At 74.2% G+C, this 19,237-nt stretch carries 12 protein-coding genes; 5 read left to right on the top strand and 7 right to left on the bottom strand.

The annotated features are described in order from the left end of the window. Positions 1–2 precede the first annotated feature (2 nt). Both rrtA and glnE read right to left on the bottom strand, forming a co-directional pair. Positions 3–674 (bottom strand): rhombosortase, encoded by a 672-nt coding sequence (rrtA, locus tag HQN59_RS02330; protein WP_176065654.1) that lies wholly within the window; start codon positions 672–674, stop codon positions 3–5. Then, positions 671–3,463 carry a bifunctional [glutamate--ammonia ligase]-adenylyl-L-tyrosine phosphorylase/[glutamate--ammonia-ligase] adenylyltransferase gene (gene glnE, locus HQN59_RS02335; protein WP_176065656.1) on the bottom strand — a complete coding sequence of 931 codons (2,793 nt, stop codon included), beginning with the start codon at positions 3,461–3,463 and terminating at the stop codon, positions 671–673. Before glnE ends, rrtA begins: the two co-directional genes overlap by 4 nt. 155 nt (positions 3,464–3,618) lie before the next feature. Between glnE and HQN59_RS02340 the strand changes: the two genes are divergently transcribed. From HQN59_RS02340 to HQN59_RS02355, 4 genes are all read left to right on the top strand, one after another. Beyond that, the gene (locus HQN59_RS02340; RefSeq protein ID WP_176065658.1) at positions 3,619–7,902 is read left to right on the top strand and encodes a YhdP family protein; all 4,284 of its coding nucleotides are present in this window, start codon (positions 3,619–3,621) and stop codon (positions 7,900–7,902) included. 31 nt (positions 7,903–7,933) lie between these two features. After that, entirely contained in the window at positions 7,934–8,755 is an 822-nt protein-coding gene (locus HQN59_RS02345; protein ID WP_176065660.1) for a carbon-nitrogen hydrolase family protein, read from the top strand. A 243-nt stretch (positions 8,756–8,998) separates the two neighbouring features. Beyond that, complete coding sequence (locus HQN59_RS02350) at positions 8,999–11,857, top strand: DUF2339 domain-containing protein (protein WP_176065662.1); 2,859 nt, start codon at positions 8,999–9,001, stop codon at positions 11,855–11,857. Then, the gene (locus HQN59_RS02355) at positions 11,844–13,289 is read left to right on the top strand and encodes a DUF3999 family protein (protein ID WP_176065664.1); all 1,446 of its coding nucleotides are present in this window, start codon (positions 11,844–11,846) and stop codon (positions 13,287–13,289) included. The genes HQN59_RS02350 and HQN59_RS02355 overlap by 14 nt, the downstream gene beginning before the upstream one ends. 140 nt (positions 13,290–13,429) lie before the next feature. On the opposite strand, the gene HQN59_RS02360 is transcribed toward HQN59_RS02355, so the two are convergent. The 5 genes from HQN59_RS02360 to HQN59_RS02380 form a co-directional block, all read right to left on the bottom strand. Next, positions 13,430–14,638, bottom strand: a complete 1,209-nt coding sequence (locus HQN59_RS02360) for an AI-2E family transporter (protein WP_176065665.1) — start codon at positions 14,636–14,638, stop codon at positions 13,430–13,432. A 90-nt stretch (positions 14,639–14,728) separates the two neighbouring features. After that, entirely contained in the window at positions 14,729–15,538 is an 810-nt protein-coding gene (locus HQN59_RS02365) for a hypothetical protein (protein ID WP_176065667.1), read from the bottom strand. Positions 15,539–15,587: 49 nt separating this feature from the next. Then, on the bottom strand, positions 15,588–16,115 hold the full coding sequence (locus HQN59_RS26735) for a LemA family protein (protein WP_176065669.1): 528 nt from the start codon (positions 16,113–16,115) through the stop codon (positions 15,588–15,590). Then, the gene (queC, locus tag HQN59_RS02375; RefSeq protein WP_176065671.1) at positions 16,116–16,817 is read right to left on the bottom strand and encodes a 7-cyano-7-deazaguanine synthase QueC; all 702 of its coding nucleotides are present in this window, start codon (positions 16,815–16,817) and stop codon (positions 16,116–16,118) included. 202 nt (positions 16,818–17,019) lie between these two features. Next, the gene (locus HQN59_RS02380) at positions 17,020–18,300 is read right to left on the bottom strand and encodes a glutamate-5-semialdehyde dehydrogenase (protein ID WP_176065673.1); all 1,281 of its coding nucleotides are present in this window, start codon (positions 18,298–18,300) and stop codon (positions 17,020–17,022) included. Positions 18,301–18,486: 186 nt separating this feature from the next. Between HQN59_RS02380 and HQN59_RS02385 the strand changes: the two genes are divergently transcribed. Further along, positions 18,487–19,221, top strand: a complete 735-nt coding sequence (locus HQN59_RS02385) for an extensin-like domain-containing protein (protein ID WP_342451096.1) — start codon at positions 18,487–18,489, stop codon at positions 19,219–19,221. Positions 19,222–19,237: the final 16 nt, after the last annotated feature.

A 19,237-nucleotide genomic window follows, 5' to 3' on the forward strand; every position in this document is an offset into this window, starting at 1 on the left:
TGCTAGTCGAGGCCTCCTGGCCCCCGCGCCCGACGACGACCGACGCGCGCCCATGCCTGCGCAAGCGCCGCGCAGAGCACGCCCGACACCAGCCCGGTCGCATGCGCGAGCGGCGCGACCGCGATGTCCCAGCCCGCCGGCCGGCGCAGCGTCGCGCCCCAGGGCGCCTCGTTCAGGACCTTGAGCACCACGCCGGCGAGGATCGCCGCGCCGATGGCGCGTCGCACGCCGCGCTCCGCGACGACGAGCTGGAACGCTGCGACCGCGACGCCGGCGTGCAGCACCCCCGAGAGCCCGCCGTAGTGTGCAAGTTCCGGGCGCAGCAGCAGCCCGACGTGGGTGAGCGGCCAGGCGACGAACCACGCGACCACCATGCGCCGCGGCACCGCGCCGATCACCCCGAGCAGCGCGACCAGCGCGGCGCCGCCGACGTTGACGACGAGGTGGCGCAGGCTGAAGTGCACCGACGCGGCAGTCCACGCGCGCCACGGCTCCGCGGCGGCGAGGCCCGGCTGCCAGTCGAGCGCGCGGATGCCGAAGCTGGCGGCGCCGCTGGCGGGCCCGGCGCCCAGCGCCTGGCCCAGCTGCGACGGGTCGCCCCACCAGCCGACGGCGAGCGCGGCGATGCCGAGCAGCGCCGCGAGGCCCGCCCACGCCCCCTCGGCGCGCGTCAAGGCTGCGCCGGGCGGAACACCGCGTCCCAGAGCGCGAGCACGGCGTCGCGCGGCGCGGTGAAGCCCGCCGGATCCACCTGCGTCGATTTCTCGTCGAGGCGCGCCCGGTGCTGCGCGCGGCGCAGCTCGCGATAAGCGTCGGCGGCGGCGTTGCCGACGCCTGCGGGCAGCAGCCCGGCGGCCTCGGCACGCTGCAGCAGCGCGATGTTGCCGACGTCGTCGAGCAGTTCCGGGTGCGCGGCGCTCTCGGCGAGCACCAGGCACTGCACCGCGAACTCGACGTCGATCATCGCGCCGGGGCTGTATTTCAGATCGAAGGTGCCGCGCCGCACCGGGTGCGAGCGCTGCACCTTCTCGCGCATCGCCGCGACCTCGTTGCGCAGCGCGACCGGGTCGCGAGGTGCGGTGAGCACCTGACGCCGCACCTCGTCGAAGCGCGGCGCGAGCTCCATGTGACCGGCGCACCAGCGCGCCCGCGTCAGCGCCTGGTGCTCCCAGGTCCACGCGGTGTTGCTGCCGCGCCCGGCCTGGTAGCGCTCGAACGAGTCCATCGACGACACCAGCAGGCCCGAGTTGCCGTTCGGGCGGAGGGCGGTGTCGATGTCGAACAGACCGCCCGAGCTGGTGCGCAACGTCAGCCACTGGATCAGCTTGCGGACCAGCGCGCCGTAGACCTCGGCGGCCTTCTCGGGGTCGGTGTCGGGATCGTCGTAGACGAACACGAGGTCGAGGTCGCTGCCGTAGCCGAGCTCCTTGCCGCCGAGCTTGCCGTAGGCGAGCACCGCGAGCTGCGGCTCGTCACGGTGCGCCTGGCGCAGGTGCCGCCAGGCCCACTGCAGGGCGCACGCAAGCGTCGCGTCGGCGAGCGCCGAGAGATCGTCGGCGACCTGCTCGACGGTGATGTGGCCTTCGACGTCGCGCACCAGGGTGCGGAACACCTCGGCGTGGTGCGCGCGCCGCAGCGTGTCGAGCAGCAGTTCCTCGTCGACGGTGCCGGCGCGCTGCCAGGCGGCGTGCCGCGCGCGCAGGTCGGCGGTGTAGGCGGCGGCCTCGAAGCGGCTGTGCAGCAGGCGCTCGTCGGCCAGCTCGTCGATCACGCCCGGGTGCAGCATGATGTAGCGCATCGGCCAGCGCGCCAGACCCAGCAGGCGCAGCAGCCGGCTCTGCACCTCGGGCCGCTCGGCCAGCAGCGCGAGGTAGCTCTCGCGCCGCAGCAGCGGCTCGAGCCAGTCGATGAAATGGAGTGCGGCGTCCGTCGTGCAGCGCTCGGCGGCGAGCGCGTCGCCGGCGCGCATGACGAGACGCGCGAGGCGCAGCTTGCTCTCGTCGCGCAGCAGCTGCACCTTCGGGCTGCGGCAGAGCGGCTGCACGCGGGCCGCGAGGATCGGCGGCAGCGTCTCGAGGAAGTCTTCCGACTCGATCGGCGGCGGCGGCGCGACGCAGGTGCGGCAGGTCTTGCCGTTCGAGATGGAGCGACCTTCGCCCAGCAGCGCGTCGAACTCGGCGGCGACCGCTTCCCGCGCAGCACCGAGCACGTCGAGCATCTCGCCGGTGCTGTTGCTGCTGGCGAAGCCGAGGCTCGCCGCGATCCAGTCGAGGTCGCCGTCCTCGGTGGGCAGGCGATGCGTCTGCTGGTCGTCGAGGTACTGGATGCGGTGCTCGATGCGGCGCAGCAGCAAATACGCGTCGGCGAGACGCGCCGCGGTGGCGTCGCTCATCAGGCCGCCGGCCGCCAGCTTGGCCAGCGCCTTCATCGTCGAGCGGGTGCGGATCTCCGGGAACTGCCCGCCGCGCACGACCAGCAGCAGCTGCACGATGAACTCGATCTCGCGGATGCCACCGCGCGAGAGCTTCACGTCGTTGGCGCGCTCGGGGCGGCCCGCGGCACGTCGCTGCGCCTCGTCGCGCACCTTCGCATGGAGCTGGCGCAGGCCCTCGAACACGCCGTAGTCCAGGTAGCGCCGGTAGACGAACGACGTGACCAGCCCGCGCAGCGGCTGCGCGCGCCCGCTCTCGACGCTGGCGCGCGGCGCGATGACGCGGCTCTTGAGCCAGGCGAAGCGTTCCCACTCGCGACCGTGGGCCTGCAGGTAGTCCTCGAGCATCGCGAGGCTGGTCACCGGAGGGCCCGAGTTGCCGTTCGGTCGCAGCGCGAGGTCGACCCGGAACACGAAGCCGTCCTCGGTGGTCTCGCCGATCAACGCGTAGAGGCTGCGTGCGACCTGCGAGAAATACTCGTGCGCGCTGATCGGGCCGGCGGGGTCGCTGCCGCCGTCGGTGGTGCCGCTCTCCTCATAGAGATAGACGAGGTCGATGTCCGACGACACGTTGAGCTCGCGCGCGCCGAGCTTGCCCATGCCGACGATCCAGAAGTCGATCGGCGCGCCGGCATCGCTGCGCGGCACGCCGTAGCGCGCGTCCTGCTCGGCGCGTGCCGCCTCGAGTGCGCGCTCGAGCGTCACCTCGGCGAGCTCGGTCATGCAGAGCGTCACGTCGTCGAGCGGGGCGTGCTGCTCGACGTCGAGCACCGCGAGGCGTTCGAGGACGAGCTGGCGGGTGACGCGCAGCGCGCTCGGCAGGCCGCGGCCGCCCGCCTCGAGGCGCTCGATCAGCGCGGCGATCGCGACGCGGTCCGGGACTCCGGGCGGCAGCAGCGCGAGCTCGGCGGCGTAGCGGCGGCGGATGCGCTGGACGAAGCGGCTGTGGTCGGCGCGCGCCGCGCTCGGACGTGCCGGCGGCAGCGGAAATGCACTGCGCGAGGTGGTGACGAGGCCAGGCGGGGTACCCATCGCGCGGGAGAGCCGTGTGCTAGATTGATCCGACGCCGTGGCCGTAGCCGAGTCCGTTGCGATTGCACGCCAGGACGTGGTGGCCTGTCTGTCCGCTGCAACCCTGACGCCTTGCCGGATGGCGCACCGTGACCTCCATGACTTCGAACCCGCCGGTGACTGACGATCGGCCGCCGAGCCGGCGGGCGGCGACCGGGTGGGCGGCGCCGCTGCGCCGGCTGGCCCGCTTCGGTGCCGGGTTGGGGGCTGCGCTGATCGGCCTGCTGGCGCTGGCCTGGCTGGCGCTGCACTGGCTGATTCTGCCGCACATCGACGAGTGGCGTCCCGAGCTGGAGCAGCGCGCCAGCCGGGCGCTCGGCGTGCCGGTGCGCATCGGCTCGATCAGCGTCCGTTCGAGCGGCTGGATGCCGAGCGTCGCGGTCGGCAACGTGGAACTCCTTGACGCCGAGCGGCGCGTGGCGCTGCGCCTGCCGAGCGTCCTGGCGACGCTCTCGCCGCGCTCGCTGCTGAGCCTCGAGCTGCGCCTCGAGCAGCTGCTGGTCGATGGCGCCGAGCTCGACGTGCGGCGCCTTCCCGACGGTCGCATCGCAGTCGCCGGCCTCGCGCTCGGCGGCGACGACGCGGGTGGCGGCGACGACGGCACGCTCGACTGGTTCTTCCGTCAGCGCGAGTTCGTGATCCGCGGCGGCACGCTGCGCTGGGTCGACGAGCTGCGCGGCGCGCCACCGCTCGCGCTCAGCGACGTGCAGATCGTCGTCCGCAACGGCTTTCGTCGCCATGACGCACGCATCGACGCCACCCCGCCGGTCGAGTGGGGCGACCGTTTCACGCTGCAGGGCCGCTTCGTCGCGCCGCTGCTTGCGCGCAGCGGCGACTGGCGCCGGTGGAGCGGCACCGCGCACCTGGCGCTGCCGCGGGCCGACGTGCGCGAGCTGCGGCGCCACGTGCAACTGCCGTTCGACCTGAGCGAAGGCAACGGCGCCCTGCGCGCCTGGCTCACGGTCGAGCAGGGCGAGGCGCGTGCGCTCACTGCCGACGTCGCCTTGCGCGCGGTCGAGCTGCGCCTGGCGCGTGACGTCGAGCCGCTCGCGTTCGAGAACCTCGAGGGCCGGCTCGGCATCGAGCGCAGCGGCGACCGCACCGCGGTCGAGGTGCGCCGGCTCGGCTTCGTCACCGGCGACGGCATCCGCTGGCCGCCGGGCGACTTGAAGCTGGCGTGGCGCCAGCGCCCCGACGGCGAGGTCGAGGGCGGCGAGATCCATGCCGACCGGCTCGACATCGGCGGCATGGCGGCGATCGCCGAGCGCGTGCCGATGGGCGCCGCGCTGAGGAAGCTGCTCGCCGAGCTGCGCCCGCAGGGCCTCGTCAGCGGCGTCGACGCGACCTGGCAGGGCCCGCTCGACGCGCCGCGCCGCTACACGGTCAGCGGGCGCCTCGCGGGCCTCTCGCTCGCCGCGCATCCGGCCGCCGACCCCGAGGCGATCGGCCGGCCGGGCCTCAGCAACGCGGCGCTGCAGCTGCGCGCGACCGAAGCCGGCGGGCAGGCGCGCGTCAGCATCGTCGACGGCACCCTCGAGTTGCCGGGCGTGTTCGCCGACCCCACGCTGCGCCTCGCGCGCTTCGACAGCCAGCTCGCCTGGACCCTGGCGCCGGCCGGGGACGGCGCGCCGCCCGCGGTGATGGTTCAGATGAAGGATGCGCGCTTCGCCAACGCCGACGTCACCGGCGAGCTGAACGCGACCTGGCGCAGCGGCTCGGGCGCCGCTGCGCCGCCTGCCGGCGTGGTGCGCAAGGCGCTCGCCCGTGCGGCCGGCGTACGGGCGTCGACACCCGCGCCGGCCCCGCCCGCCGGGTCCGAGCGACCCTACCCCGGGCGCCTCGAGCTCGACGGCACGCTCACCGATGCGGCGGCCCTGCGCACCGCACGCTACCTGCCGCTCGGCCTGCCGGCCGAGACCCGCGACTACGTCGAGCGCGCGGTGCGCGGCGGGCGGATCACGCGCGCGACGTTCCGCGTCGATGGCGACCTCGCGGAGTTCCCGTTCCGGGCCGGCCGCCCCGGCCAGCCCGGAACCGGCGAGTTCCACGTCGCGGCCCAGCTCGACGGGGTGACCCTCGCCTACGCGCCCGGCGCGCGCACGGCCGGCGGGGGACGCGCGCCCGACCCCTGGCCGGCGCTCACGCAGGCGAGCGGCGAGCTGGTCGTCGACCGGACCTCGCTCGAGGTGCGCAACGTGCGGGGACGCCTCGGCGGCGTCGATTGGACCGGCGTGCGTGCGGCGATCCCCAACGTCGGCGAGCACGCGGTGGTCAGCATCGACGGCAGCGGACGCGGCGCGCTCGCCGAGATGCTGCAGTTCCTGCGCGCCAGCCCGGTCGGCGGCTGGACCGGCCACGCGCTTGCCAACGCCAGCGCGACCGGCAACGCCGAGATGAAGCTCGCGCTCGCGATTCCGCTCGACGAGAGCGCCGAGAGCAGTGTCAAGGGCAGTCTTGCGCTCGCCGGCAACGACGTGCGGATCACGCCCGGCACACCGTTGCTGGGCAGCGCCAGGGGCCGGGTCGACTTCACGCACAAGGGCTTCAGCGTGATCGGCGCGAGCGCGCGCATGCTCGGCGGCGAGGTGACGTTCGACGGCGGCTCGGCGGGCCCCGACACCCAGCGCTTCAACGGCCAGGGCACGTTCAGCGCCGATGCGCTGCGGCGCGCCGGCGAGCTGGGCCTGGTCGCGCGGCTCGGCGCCTACATCAGCGGGCAGGCGGCGTACCGCGCGAGCCTCTCGTTCGTGAAAGGCATGCCGCAGTTCACCCTCACGAGCAACCTCGCCGGGCTGGCGGTCGACCTGCCGTACCCACTCGGCAAGGCGGCCGCGACGCCGCTGCCGTTCCGCTATCAGACCGCGCTCGAGGCCGATTCGCTGGCGGCCGGCCGCACGCCGCTCGAGACGCTGCAGATCGACGCCGGCAGCGTGCTGCGCGCGCGTTACCTCCGCGAAGCGAGCGGCGACGAGCCGCGCATCCTGCGCGGCGACCTGCGCGTGACCGACGGCCTCTCGTCGGGCGCGCCGCCGGCACCGGCGCTCGCCGGCGTCGCGGCCGGTGCGAACAGCGCGCTGATCGAGCTGCGCCAGGTCGACGTGGACGCCTGGGAGCGCGTGCTCGACCGGATCGTCGCCGATCCCGCGGCATCGAGCGCGCCGGCCGAGCCGCGGCCGCGCGGCGCCGCGCGCGACCTCGGCGTCGCGCCCGAGCCGTCGGCCAGCTACCAGCCCGACGACGTCGTGATCCGCACCGGCGAGCTGAAGAGCAGCGGGCGCCGCGTCACCCGGCTCGGCGCGATGCTCGCCGAGCGCGGCGGCGTCTGGCACGCCAACGTGGTCGCCGACCAGCTCGCCGGCAGCATCGAGTACCGCACGCCGCGCCGGGTCGAGGGCGCCGGCCGCATCCACGCCCGGCTCGCCCGGCTCAGCCTGCCCAAGGACGACGTCGCCGCGGTCGAGACGCTGGTCGACGCCAAGCCGGCGGCCGCGGCGACGAGCCTGCCGGCACTCGATGTGGTCGTCGACGCCTTCGAGCTGCGCGGGCGCTCGCTCGGTCGCCTCGAGATCGAGGCGGCCAATCGCGTCGGCGCAGGTGGCCGCGCGGCCGGCCGCGACTGGCAGCTCTCGAAGTTCAACCTGACGATGCCCGAGGCGCAGTTCGTCGCCAGCGGCACCTGGGCCGCCGGCGAGGCCGGCGCGCCGCGCCGGGTGGCGCTCGGCTTCAAGCTGGCAATCGGCGACAGCGGCGCGCTGCTCGCGCGCTTCGGCATGCCGGGCGCGATCCGCGGCGGCAAGGGCCAGCTCGCCGGCGACGTCGCCTGGGCCGGTTCGCCGCTTTCGCCCGACCTCAAGGGCATGCAGGGACAGATCAACGTCGCGATCGACTCGGGCCAGTTTCTGAAGGCGAGCCCGGGGGCGGCGCGGCTGCTCGGCGTGCTCAGCCTGCAGTCGCTGCCGCGGCGCCTGACGCTCGACTTCCGCGACCTGTTCCAGGACGGCTTCGCGTTCGACAGCGTGGTCGGCGACGTACGCATCGGCGACGGCCAGGCGACCACCAACAACCTGCGCATGCGCGGCGCCGCCGCCGCGGTGCTGATGGAAGGCAGTGCCGATCTCGAGCGCGAGACACAGGACCTGCGCGTGGTCGTGGTGCCCGAGATCAATGCCGGGACCGCGTCGCTCGCCTACGCGATCATCAACCCCGCGATCGGCCTCGGGACCTTCCTCGCGCAGCTGCTGCTCAGGAAGCCGCTCATCGCCGCCGGCACCCGCGAGTTCCACATCAGCGGTTCGTGGGACGATCCGAAGGTCGAGCGGGTCGAGCGCCGCCGCCCCGAGATCGCCGGGGCCAACGCCGGCCCCGAGCCGCCCTCGACCGCCGATCCGGTCGCCCGCTGACCGCCTGCCCACCGACCAACGAGAAAAGCCGATGAAGATCGCAGCCGTCCAGATGGTGTCGACCCCCGACGTCGACCGCAACCTCGAGGCCGCGGGCCGGCTGATCGCCGAAGCCGCCCGCGCCGGCGCCAGGCTCGTCGCGCTGCCCGAGTACTTCTGCCTGATCGCGCGCAGCGACGGCGTCAAGGTCGAGATCGCCGAAGAGCCGGGCGACGGCCCGATCCAGCGCATGCTGGCGACGGCCGCGCGCGAGCACGCCATCTGGCTGATCGGCGGCACGCTGCCGATCCGCAGCGCCGACCCGGAGCGGGTGCTGAACGCGAGCTGCGTCTACGCGCCCGACGGCCAGCTCGCCGCGCGCTACGACAAGATGCACCTGTTCCGCTTCGACAACGGTCGCGAGCGCTACGACGAGGGCCGCGTGCTGTGCGCCGGCGGCCAGCCGATCGCGTTCGATGCCGACGGGCTGCGCGTCGGCCTCAGCGTCTGCTACGACCTGCGATTCCCGGAGCTCTACCGCTCGCTGATGCAGCCGCCGTGCGACCTCATCACGGTGCCGGCGGCGTTCACCCACACCACCGGCGCGGCCCACTGGCACACCCTGCTGCGCGCGCGGGCGATCGAGAACCAGTGCTACGTGATCGCGCCGGCCCAGGGCGGCCTGCACGAGAACGGCCGCCGCACCTATGGCCACAGCCTGATCTACGACCCGTGGGGCGAGCTGCTCGCCGAGGTTCCCGAGGGCGAGGGCGTCGCCGTCGCCGAGCTCGACCCGGCCCGCATTGCATCGGTGCGCGAGCAGCTGCCTGCGCTGACGCACCGCTTCCCGGCAGCGCTCTTCGCAGCCGGCTGAGGTCGCGGGCGCCGCGAGCCTGCCCTCCCGCGGCGTGCCTCTGCGGGTGACGGCTGCGGCGAACACGCCGGAGCGTGCGAACCGTCGCCGGGGCCTCAAGCCACGGGCGCTGGCTGGAGCGGCGCGGGCGGTCGGAGAGCGCCGCACGACAGCCGGTCCATCGCCCGCCAAGGGGGCGCGGCCAGCGTTCTTGCGCGCGATTTCCGCTGCTAGAGTGCGCGCACCTCAACTCCCGGAGCCGACGTGGCGATCATCGTTGCGGTCATCGTCGGTGCGGTGATCGGTGGATTCACCGGCGAGTTCTTCGGGATGTGGGTCGGCGCCGCGCTGGCCTGGCTCGGCGTCCGCTCGCGCAGCCAGCAGCGCGAACTGCTCGCGCTGCGCCAGGCGCTGGCGACGATCGAGGCCGAGCTGCGGGCGTTCGCCGCGACTCGCGCGGCGGCACCGGCGGGCCTGGCGGACGCGGTCGAGCCAGCGCCGGGCGACGGCGCGCCCCTCGCGACGGCTGCTCCGGCGGCGATGCCCACGGAGTTCGGCAACGCGGCTCCGACGCTCGCGCCGGCAACACCCGCGGCGATGCCGCGTGCCGAGGCTGCATCCGCGCTGCGCGACGGCACGTCCGACGCGAATGGTCCGGCCGACGCCGCGGCCGCGCTGCCGGCGTCGCCGGCGTTGGCAGCCGGCGCCGCGGCCCCCGAAGCGGGCCCGGCGGCGCCGATCCGCACCGCTCCGCGCCGCGACTGGCTCGCACCGGTCAGGGACTGGCTGTTCGGCGGCAACACCATCGTCAAGGCCGGCGTCGCGATCCTCTTCATCGGGCTCGCCTTTCTTGCCAAGTACGCGAGCGAGAACGTGCGGGTGCCGATCGAGCTGCGGCTCGCGCTGATCGGCGGCGTGGCGGTCGCGCTGCTCGTCGTCGGCTGGCGCCTGCGCGCGCGCCGACCTGCGTACGCGCACGTGCTGCAGGGCGGCGCCATCGCGGTGCTGTACCTCACCCTCTTCGTCGCCTTCAAGTTCTACGCGGTGCTCGCGGTCGCGCCGGTGTTCGCGCTCATGGTCGCGGTGGCGGTGCTCGCCGCAGCCCTTGCCGTGCTGCAGGACGCTCGCTCGCTCGCGGTGATCGGCGCGATCGGCGGCTTCGCGGCACCGCTCCTGGTCTCCACGGGCAGCGGCAACCACGTCGCCCTCTTCAGCTACTACCTCGTGCTCGACCTCGGCATCGCCGCGGTGGCCTGGTATCGCACCTGGCGCGTGCTCAACGTGGTCGGCTTCGTCGGCACCTTCGTCGTCGCGACGGCCTGGGGTGTCCTCGCCTACGACCCGGCGCGCTATGCGAGCAGCCAGGCGTTCCTGATCGCCTTCTTCGTCCTCTTCCTCGCGATCCTGCTGATGCCGGCGCGGCGCCTGGTGGGCGCGGTGACGGCCGAGGCTGAAGGCGTCGCTGCAGCCCCGCGCAGCGACGCCTGGGTCAACGGCAGCCTTCTGTTCGGCCTGCCGACCATCGTGTTCGCGCTGCAGGTCGGGCTGGTGCGCCACATGGAGTACGGCGCGGCGATCTCGGCGCTGGTGTTGGCGGCGGTCTACGTGGGCCTGGCGAGCTGGATGCGTCGCCATCCGCGCCTGGGCCTCACGTTCGACGCGAGCCTCGCGATCGGCACCGTGTTCCTCACGCTCGTGATTCCGTTCGCGCTCGACGCGCGCAGCACCGCGGGCGCCTGGTCGCTCGAAGGCGCGGCGCTGGTCTGGCTCGGCCTGCGCCAGCGTCGCGTGCTGCCGCGCGTCTTCGGCTACGTGCTGCTGCTGATCTCGGGTCTTGCGATGCTGCATGGGCACGATCGGTACGGCGCTGCCGAGCGCGTCCTCAACGCCTACCTCTTCAATGGCCTGCTCGCCGCCGCGGCGTGCCTTGCGGCCGCGCATTTCGTGCGGCGCTTCGCCGACCGCGTGGCGAGCCGCCACGGCGAGGCGAGCGCCGAGCCGCTGCTGATCGGCCTCGCGACGCTGTGGCTGGTCGCGACCGCGCTGACCCAGATCGCCGATCTGGTGCCGGCTCGTTTGCGGCTCGCCGCACTGCTCGCGAGCGCGAGCGCGGTCGCGCTGCTCTACACCGCGCTGCGCGTGCGCCTCGCCTGGCCGCTGATCGGCTGGCCGACGCTCGCGCACGCGCCGCTGATGCTGCTCGCGCTCGCCGTCGGAACCGTCGTCGTCGAGAGCCCGCTCGCGCGCGGCGGCTGGTGGGCCTGGCCGCTTGCGGCGCTCGCCCACCTCGGCCTGCTCCGCTTGGTGGTGCCGGCCTGGCCGCAGGTGGTCCGGCGTGCGGTGCACGCGGCGGGCGCCGTCGCGCTCGCCGGCTTCGGCGCGCTGCAGGGACGCGCCTGGAGCGCCGCGCTCGACGCCGACCTGGCGAGCGCGTGGCCGTGGCTCGGCTGGTTCGTCGTGCCGGCGGCGCTGCTGCTCTGGTTGCCGCGGCCCGGCGCCGCCCGCCTTTGGCCGGTGCGCGCCGAGCCGGTCGCCTACGCGCGCTCGGCGGCCGGCGTGATCGCCGGCGCGCTGCTGCTCTGGAGCCTCGTCGGCAACGTCGCGTCGGACGGCAGCGCGCCGCCGCTGCCGTACGTGCCGCTACTCAACCCGCTCGACATCGGCGTCGGCATCGCGCTGGCGGCGATCGCGCTCTGGCTGCGCAGCGCCGCCAGCGGTCTGCCGGCCGCCCGCGCGCTGCGCGTGACCGTGCTGCTGGTCGGCGTCGCCACGTTCGTCTGGCTCAACGCGATGCTGCTGCGCACCTTCCACCACGTCGGCGGGGTGCCGTACCGGCTCGACGCCTGGGTCGACTCGCTCGCGGTGCAGACCGGGCTCACGCTGCTCTGGGCGGCGACTGCGCTCGCCCTCATGTGGACCGCGGCGCGGCGCGCGTTGCGGCCGGCTTGGGTGGCCGGCGCGGCGCTGCTCGGCGTCGTGGTGCTCAAGCTGCTGATCGTCGATCTCTCCGGCTCCGGCACCGTGATGCGCATCGTCTCGTTCATCGGCGTCGGCGTGCTGATGCTGGTGATCGGGTACGTGGCGCCGCTGCCCTCGAAAGGGGCCGCCGATGCGGCGCGCTGAACGACTCGCCGGCGGGCGGCGCTTCGCGGCGATCGTCGCGCTCGTGCTTGCCGGGCCTGCCGCGCCGTCCGGCGTGGACGACAGCGCGGGCTTTCGCTTCAGCGCACCGCTCGAGGTGACCGCGCCGGCGCCGTTCGTCGAGCTCGAACTGCCGCCGTCGGCCTACGCGCGCAGCCGCCAGCCCGACCTGCGCGACCTCCGCATCGTCGACACGCGCGGCGAGCGGGTGCCGTTCGCGCTGCTGCCGACGCCGGCGCCGCACGAGGCCGAGCGCCGCCGGCCGATCACGCTCTATCCGCTGCCGGCACGCCGCTCGGCCGCCGGCACCTGGGACGCGCCGATCGACGTCAGCGTCGACGGCGACCGTGTCCGCGTCACCCGGCACGCTGCCACCAGCGCTGCCGGCGGTGCGTCGGCCGCCAGCGCGCCGGGCGGCTGGCTGTTCGACCTCGGCGATCCGGCCGAGCGCGGGGCGCCGGCTGGCGAGGCGCCTCCGCACGCCCTGCGCGTCACCTGGCCGGGCGCGGACGAGTTCGCGGCGCCGTACAGCATCGAGACCAGTCGCGACCTGCGCACCTGGGCGCCGGCGGGCGGCGGCCAGCTGATGGCGTTGGCGTCGGCCGGCGGCGCGCTGACCCAGCCGCTCGTCGAGCTGCCCGGCGGCAGCGCGCGCTTCGTACGGCTGGTCTGGTCGGACCCTGCAGGGGCACCCCGGCTGGGCGGCGCCGAGGCGCTGGTGCGTGCGCCCGGCGACCCGCGCGCGAGCGACGCCACCGAGCTCGTCGTCGAGCCGATCGCCGCGCCGTCCGGCGAACGCGATCCCGCGGCGGCGCGCGCGCTGCAGTTCGACCTCGGCGCGCCGCTGCCGCTGGTCGACGTCAATCTGCGGCTGGCGAGCGGCACGCGCGTCGCGCCGGTCCGCGTGCAGGGCCGCGAGCGCGTCGACGCGGCGTGGCGCGACCTCGCGCAGGGTGTGTTCTATCGCCTCGAGCGCAACGGTGCCGCGAGCGTCGCACCGGCACTGCCGGTCGGCGCGAGCGTTCGCTTCGTGCGCATCGTTCCCGACGAGCGCGCCGCCGCGCTGACTCCGGCCGCAACGCGCCTCGTCGCCCGCGCCCGGCTCGCGCACCTGGTGTTCGTGGCCGAAGGCGCCGCGCCCTATCGCCTGCTCGCCGGCTCGACCGACGCCGGTCCCGGCGCGCTGCCGCTCGCGACCCTGGTGCCGAACGCGGCCGAAGAGCGCGCCCGCTTCGGCCGGGCCCGTCTGGGCGAGTGGAGCGAAGTGACGGAGGTGGCACGCGCCGCCGACGCCGCCGCCGAACGCGCGCGCTGGCGGCCATGGCTGCTGTGGGGCGTGCTGCTGGTCGGCGTCGCCGTGCTCGCGGCGATGGTGCTGAAGCTCGTGCGCGGCAACGCGTCGCCGAGCGGCTGAGCGCGGACGGGCGCGGCGCGCCGCGCCGATGCCGCGGACGCTCGACGAGCGGCGTGTCGCGGCGCCTGCGACCGCACCGGCTCGGCCATGCCGCTTTCCGGCAAGCCGCGGCGGCCGGGGTGCGGCGCGGGGCCGCCGCCTCAGGCGCCCATCATCTCGCCGATCGGCTTGAGCTCCTCGACACGGTCGCAGACCGACTTGACCACCATCAGGATCGGCACGCCGAGCAGCAGGCCCCAGATGCCCCAGAGCCAGCCGAACGCGAGAACCCCGACGAAGACGACGAGCGGGCTCATGCGGCTGGCGCGACCGGTCCACCACGGCGTGAGGACGTTGCCGACGACGGTGTGGACGCCGAACGAGGTGGCGCCGATCGCGAGCGCCATGTCGATCGAGCCAAACTGGATGAACGCGACCAGCATCGACGCCAGCCCGACGACGACCGCGCCGAGATAGGGGATGAGGTTCGTGACGGCGGCGACGATCCCCCACACCGCCGCGTGCTGGAGCCCGAGCCAGTAGAAGCCGATGCCGGTCGCGACCCCGACCACGATGCTGGTGGCGAGCTGGACCAGCAGGTAGCGCTGAATCTGCGCCGTGATCTCGTCGAGCGCCTGCACGGTGATCTTCTTCTGGCTGAGGCGCGGCCCCGTGAGCTTGACCATCTTGCGCCGGAAGGTGTCGCCCGAGGCGAGCAGGAACAGGGTGAGGAAGAACACGATGACGGCCTGCCCGGCCAGGGTGACGAGGCCGATCGTGCCGGTCCAGAGGTAGTCCTTGATGTTCAGCTTGGGCCGCTCGACGACGACCCGCGTGACGCCGCGCGGCGCATTCGCCGCCGCGCTTGCCTCGGCGGCCTTCTCGAGCTCGGCGGCAGCCTGCTGGACCTTGTCCATGGTGTTGCTCGACGTCGTCTTCTGCGGGCTCTGGATCGACTGCCGGAGTTTGACCGCGACATCCGGCAGCGACTCGATCAATGCGGTGGCGTCGTCGCGCAGCGCCGAGCCCGCGGCGGTGATGCCGCCGACGATCGCCAGCAGCAGCAGAGTCGCGCTGATCGCGCGCGGCACGTGCCAGCGGTAGAGCCGCTCGACCACGGGCGAGAGCGCGTAGCTGAAGATCACGCTCAGCAGCAGCGGGATGAACACCGCGCGCGCCCACTGCAGGAACACGATCGCCGCGAGCACCGCGATCACGGCGAGCGAGAGGCTGCGCACGTCTACCGGCATGTGCAGGTGGATGCGCGTCGGCTCCTCGCCGCTGCCGGCCGGGCCGGTGGCCACCGGCTCGATCGCGTGCAGCGGGTCGAGGTCGGCAATCGCCTTGATCACGGGGCCGGGCTGGGTCATGGCGGGCGCAAGCGGAAGAGTGGGGCTGCCGGATGCTAGGGCCTCCGGCAGCACGGGGCCATGCGGGCCGCCCCCGGGCGTTCCCGCCGGTCAGGCGTCGGGCGCGAGCGTGACGTAGTGGCGCGCCAGTTCGGGCGGCAACGGCGCGTCGATGAGCGCGCAGCTCAGGCGCAGTGCGTCGGCAGCGCCGCGCGCGAGGCGCTCCTTCGCGCCGACCTGCAGCGCCGCCGCGACCCAGCTTCGCACGATCGTCGGGCGCTGCATCCACGACAGCGTCTGCAGCGCGCCGAGCGCCTGCAGCATGGCATCGGAGCGGATGCGCTCGAACGGCGGCTGGGTCTCGACCGGCTCCCACGTCAGCAGCACTTCGCGGTACCAGGCCGCGCCGGCGTCGGCCTCGGTGCCGGGCACCATGCGCGCCAGGTAGCCGGTGTAGACGGCGACCGAGCGCACGTCCGACTCGAGCCAGCTGCCGGTGTCGCTGACCGCTTCCGGGCGCGCCACCAGCGGCTTGGGCCGTCCGAGGTGCTTGCGCATCAGCAGGTAGTGCAGCTGGTCGATCGGCGCGGTGGCGCCGCGTGCCGCAACGACGCGTCGCGTCGCCGCGAGCAGCTGCTGGCGCGCCTCGGGCGCGTGCAGCTTCATGCGAGCCAGGAAGACGTCGAACCACGGCAGCCGGGCTGCGCCCGAAAGACCTTCGACGTCGGCACGCAGTTCGTCGAGGCTGGGCAGCGGCCCGACCTCGGCACGCCAGGCACGCCGGGCGCGCTGGCTGTTCGGCGGCAGGAGCAGCGCCAGCAGGGCCGCCTGCAGCTCGCCCGGGCCGTGGACGCGGCCGAGACGCTCGTGGGCGTCGCTCCGGGTGTCGCCCGGGTCGCCGAGCGAATCGATGTCGTTCATGGTGTGCTTTGCGGCGCCGCGGCAAGGCCACGTGCGATCGCGCGGCGGCTCACAGCAGGCCCGCCGGGCGGAAGCCGACGAGGCGCGCGAGCCAGATCGTCGGCTGTTCGGCAACCGCCACGTTGTACGCCGCCACTGCCGCGTTGAACTCGCTGCGCGCGAACGCGAAAGCCGTATCGGCCTGCCCGAGCTGCGCGTCGAGAGTCGGCAGATCGGTGCCGGCGCGTGCCGGCAGCGGCAGCCGCGCACGCGCCTCGGCGAGGATCTCGTCGGCGAGCCCGAGGCTCGCGATCGCCCCCGGCGCGCCGGGGTGACGCGACGCGTGCAGGCGCGCCGCCTCGCCCTGCGCGCAGGCGGTGCGCAGCACCTCGACGCGCGGCTGCGCGCTCGCCAGCAGCGCCGCGAGCGCGTCGGCGAGCTGCAGCAGCAGCGCGTGGCGTTCGCGCCAGCGCGCGTCGACCGCGCCGAAGCGACGCACGATCTCGGCGCGCAGGCGGACCAGCCGGTTGTACGCGCCGACGCCCCAGAACAGCAGCACCGCCGCCAGCGCCCATCCGCCGATCGCTTCGCCGGCCACTCAGCTGTCGAGCCAGGCCTCGTAGCCGCGCGCGCGCTGGTCGCACGCCGGGCAGAGGCCGCAGCCGTAGCCCCACGGGTGGCGCCGGCTGCGGTCGCCCATGAAGCACGAGTGGGTGTGCTCGATCACGAGCTCGAGCAGCGGCTCGCCGCCGAGGCGCTCGGTCATCGCCCACACCTCGGCCTTGTCGGCGCGCAGGAGCGGCGTCTCGATCGTCATCGGCGTGTCCATGCCGAGGCTGATCGCGACCTGCAGCGCCTTCAGCGAGTTGTCGCGGCAGTCGGGGTACTGCGAGTCGTCGGTCTCGCACATGCCGCCGACCAGCACGCTGAGGCCGCGCCGCTCGGCCACCGTCCCGGCGAAGGTCAGGAACAGCAGGTTGCGACCCGGCACGTAGCTGTTGGAGAGCCCGCCGGAGCTCATCGCGAGCGCGCGCTCGTCGGTCGGCCGCGTCTCGCCGATCTGGTTCAGCAGCGTGAGGTCGAGCAGGTGGTCGTCGCCGAGGCGATGGCTCCAGCGCGGGAAGTTCAGGTGCAGCTGCATGCGGGCATGCATGCGGCACTCGAGTTCGTGGTCGTGGCTCTTGCTGTGGTCGAAGCCGATGGTTTCGACGTAGGCGAAGCGCTCGAGCGCCCAGGCGAGGCAGACCGTCGAGTCCTGGCCGCCGGAGAACAGAACGAGCGCGCGGCGCGGATCGGTCATGGCTGCACCGCGCGCGGGCGCGATGGATGGGGGAAAGGCCGCGATTGTCGAGGCGGGCACGCCGGCCGGCGCGTGTGCGGGCGCGCGGAGCCGCGCTGGCGTGACGTTGTTGCGCTTGCCGTGGCGGCGGGCGTTGCGCCGTCGTCACGGCGCGCATGCCCTCCCACGCCGTCAGCGCCGGGTCGCGCCGCCGCGGCGCGGTTCAGCCGCGCGTTTCGCCCTCGCCGAGCACGACCCACTTCAGCGAGGTCAGCCCCTCGAGGCCGACCGGGCCGCGGGCGTGCAGCTTGTCGGTCGAGATGCCGATCTCGGCGCCGAGGCCATACTCGAAGCCGTCGGCGAACCGGGTCGACGCGTTCACCATCACGCTCGCGGAGTCGACCTCGCGCAGGAAGCGCATCGCATGGACGTGGTTGTTGGTGACGATGGCGTCGGTGTGGTGCGAGCCGTAGCGGTTGATGTGCGCGATCGCGGTGTCGAGGCCGTCGACGATCCTGATGCTGATGATGGGCGCCAGGTACTCCTGGCTCCAGTCGTCCTCGGTGGCGTCGACCACCTCGGCGCCCTTGATGCCGCGCAGCAGCGGCTTGCAGGCTGGCTCGACGCGCATCTCGACGCGCTTGGCGGCGAACACCGCGCCGATGCGCGGCAGGAACGCCGGCGCGACGGCCGCGTGGACGAGCAGCGACTCGGCCGCGTTGCAGGGGCTGTACTTCTGCGTCTTGGCGTTGTCGACCAGCTTGAGCGCCATCTCGAGGTCGGCGCCGGCGTCGACGTAGACGTGGCAGTTGCCGTCGAGGTGCTTGATGACCGGCACCTTGGCCTCGCGCGAGATGCGCTCGATCAGGCTCTTGCCGCCGCGCGGAATGATCACGTCGACCGCATCGGGCGACGCAATCAGGTGGCCGACGGCGGCGCGGTCGGTGGTCTGCACCAGCTGCACCGCGTCGGGCGGGAGGCCCGCGTCGACCAGGGCCTGCTGGACCAGGCGCCAGAGCGCGCGGTTGGAGCGGATCGCCTCCGAGCCGCCGCGCAGGATGCAGGCGTTGCCGCTCTTGATCGCGAGCGACGCCGCCTCGATGGTCACGTTCGGGCGGCTCTCGTAGATCATGCCGAACACGCCGAGCGGCACGCGCATGCGGCCGACCCGGATGCCGCTCGGGCGCTGGCGCAGCTCGGTGATCTCGCCGATCGGGTCGGGCATCGCCGCGATCTGCTCGCAGCCGGCGGCGACCGTCTCGATGGCGTCGGGCGTGAGCTTGAGGCGGTCGACCATCGGGCCCGCCAGGCCCGCCTTCTGCGCCGCGGCGATGTCCTCGGCGTTGGCCGCCGCGAGCGCGGCGCCTTCGCTGCGCAGCCACTGCGCGAGCGCGCGCAGCGCGCCGTCCTTGGGGGCCGGGGATGCCTTGGCCATCGCCGCGCTCGCGGCGCGCGCGGCGGCGCCCATGTGGGCGATCGTGGATTCGAGGTCGGCGGGCGTCATCGCGCGATTGTCGCAAAGCACCGCCGGCAGGGTCTTGCCGTCAGTGCCGAGCGAACCCCCGGCCGTCGGCGCCGCGCGGCAGGCCGGGCGGCACATCCCACGGGGTCGCCGTGCCGCCTGTCGGCGTCGTCCGATGCGCGCGGTCCGGCCGCTGTGGGACGATCGCGCCGGCATGACGGGCAGCGCGTGACCTCACCACCGAACAAGGCCTCCGCGCCCGAGCCGCGCCGCCACGTCGGCCTGGCGCTGCTGGTCGTGGTCGGCACCGCGATCGGCCTCGCGCTGCAGTCGGGCGCCCTGCGCATTCCCCCGGAGTGGAACCCCTGGGCGCCGCTCGCCGTCGCCGACCCGACGACCCTGGTCACGCGCTTCAAGCTGCGCCGTCTCGCGGACGACCCGGTTGCCTGCCGCGCCGCGCTCGACACCTCGGCGCTGCGCTTCGCGAGCGAGCCCGACCGCAGCGAGGACGGCAATTGCGGCTGGCGCGACGCGGTGCGGGTGAGCGGCCTGCCGGCGCGCGTCGGCACGCCGTTCGTGCTGACCTGTCCGGCGGCCGTATCGCTCGCCCTCTGGGAACACCACCGCCTGCAGCCGCTCGCCCGGCAGCACTTCGGCCAGCCGGTGGTCCGCGTCGACCATTACGGCAGCTACGCGTGCCGCAACGTGCGCGGCGGCGTGAGCGGACGACGCAGCGAGCACGCCGGCGCCAATGCGCTCGACGTCGCCGGCTTCACGCTCGCCGACGGACGCCGCATCACGGTCGCGCGCGACTGGGCCGGCAGCGGCCCGGCATCCGCCTTCCTGCACGACGTGCACGCCGGCGCGTGCGACTTCTGGAACGTGGTGCTGAGCCCGAACTACAACGCCGCGCACCGCGACCACCTGCACCTCGACCGCGCCCCGTATCGGGTCTGCCGCTGAAGGCGGAAGGCCGAGG

This window comes from Rhizobacter koreensis, assembly GCF_013366375.1.
GTDB lineage: Bacteria > Pseudomonadota > Gammaproteobacteria > Burkholderiales > Burkholderiaceae_C > Schlegelella_A > Schlegelella_A koreensis.

What these genes read in the sequence shown, in the direction of transcription:
- glnE (WP_176065656.1), bottom strand. Translation starts at nt 3,463, where the DNA reads ATGGGTACCCCGCCTGGCCTCGTCACCACCTCGCGCAGTGCATTTCCG.
- HQN59_RS02345 (WP_176065660.1), top strand. Translation starts at nt 7,934, where the DNA reads ATGAAGATCGCAGCCGTCCAGATGGTGTCGACCCCCGACGTCGACCGC.
- HQN59_RS02355 (WP_176065664.1), top strand. Translation starts at nt 11,844, where the DNA reads ATGCGGCGCGCTGAACGACTCGCCGGCGGGCGGCGCTTCGCGGCGATC.
- HQN59_RS02360 (WP_176065665.1), bottom strand. Translation starts at nt 14,638, where the DNA reads ATGACCCAGCCCGGCCCCGTGATCAAGGCGATTGCCGACCTCGACCCG.
- HQN59_RS02365 (WP_176065667.1), bottom strand. Translation starts at nt 15,538, where the DNA reads ATGAACGACATCGATTCGCTCGGCGACCCGGGCGACACCCGGAGCGAC.
- queC (WP_176065671.1), bottom strand. Translation starts at nt 16,817, where the DNA reads ATGACCGATCCGCGCCGCGCGCTCGTTCTGTTCTCCGGCGGCCAGGAC.
- HQN59_RS02380 (WP_176065673.1), bottom strand. Translation starts at nt 18,300, where the DNA reads ATGACGCCCGCCGACCTCGAATCCACGATCGCCCACATGGGCGCCGCC.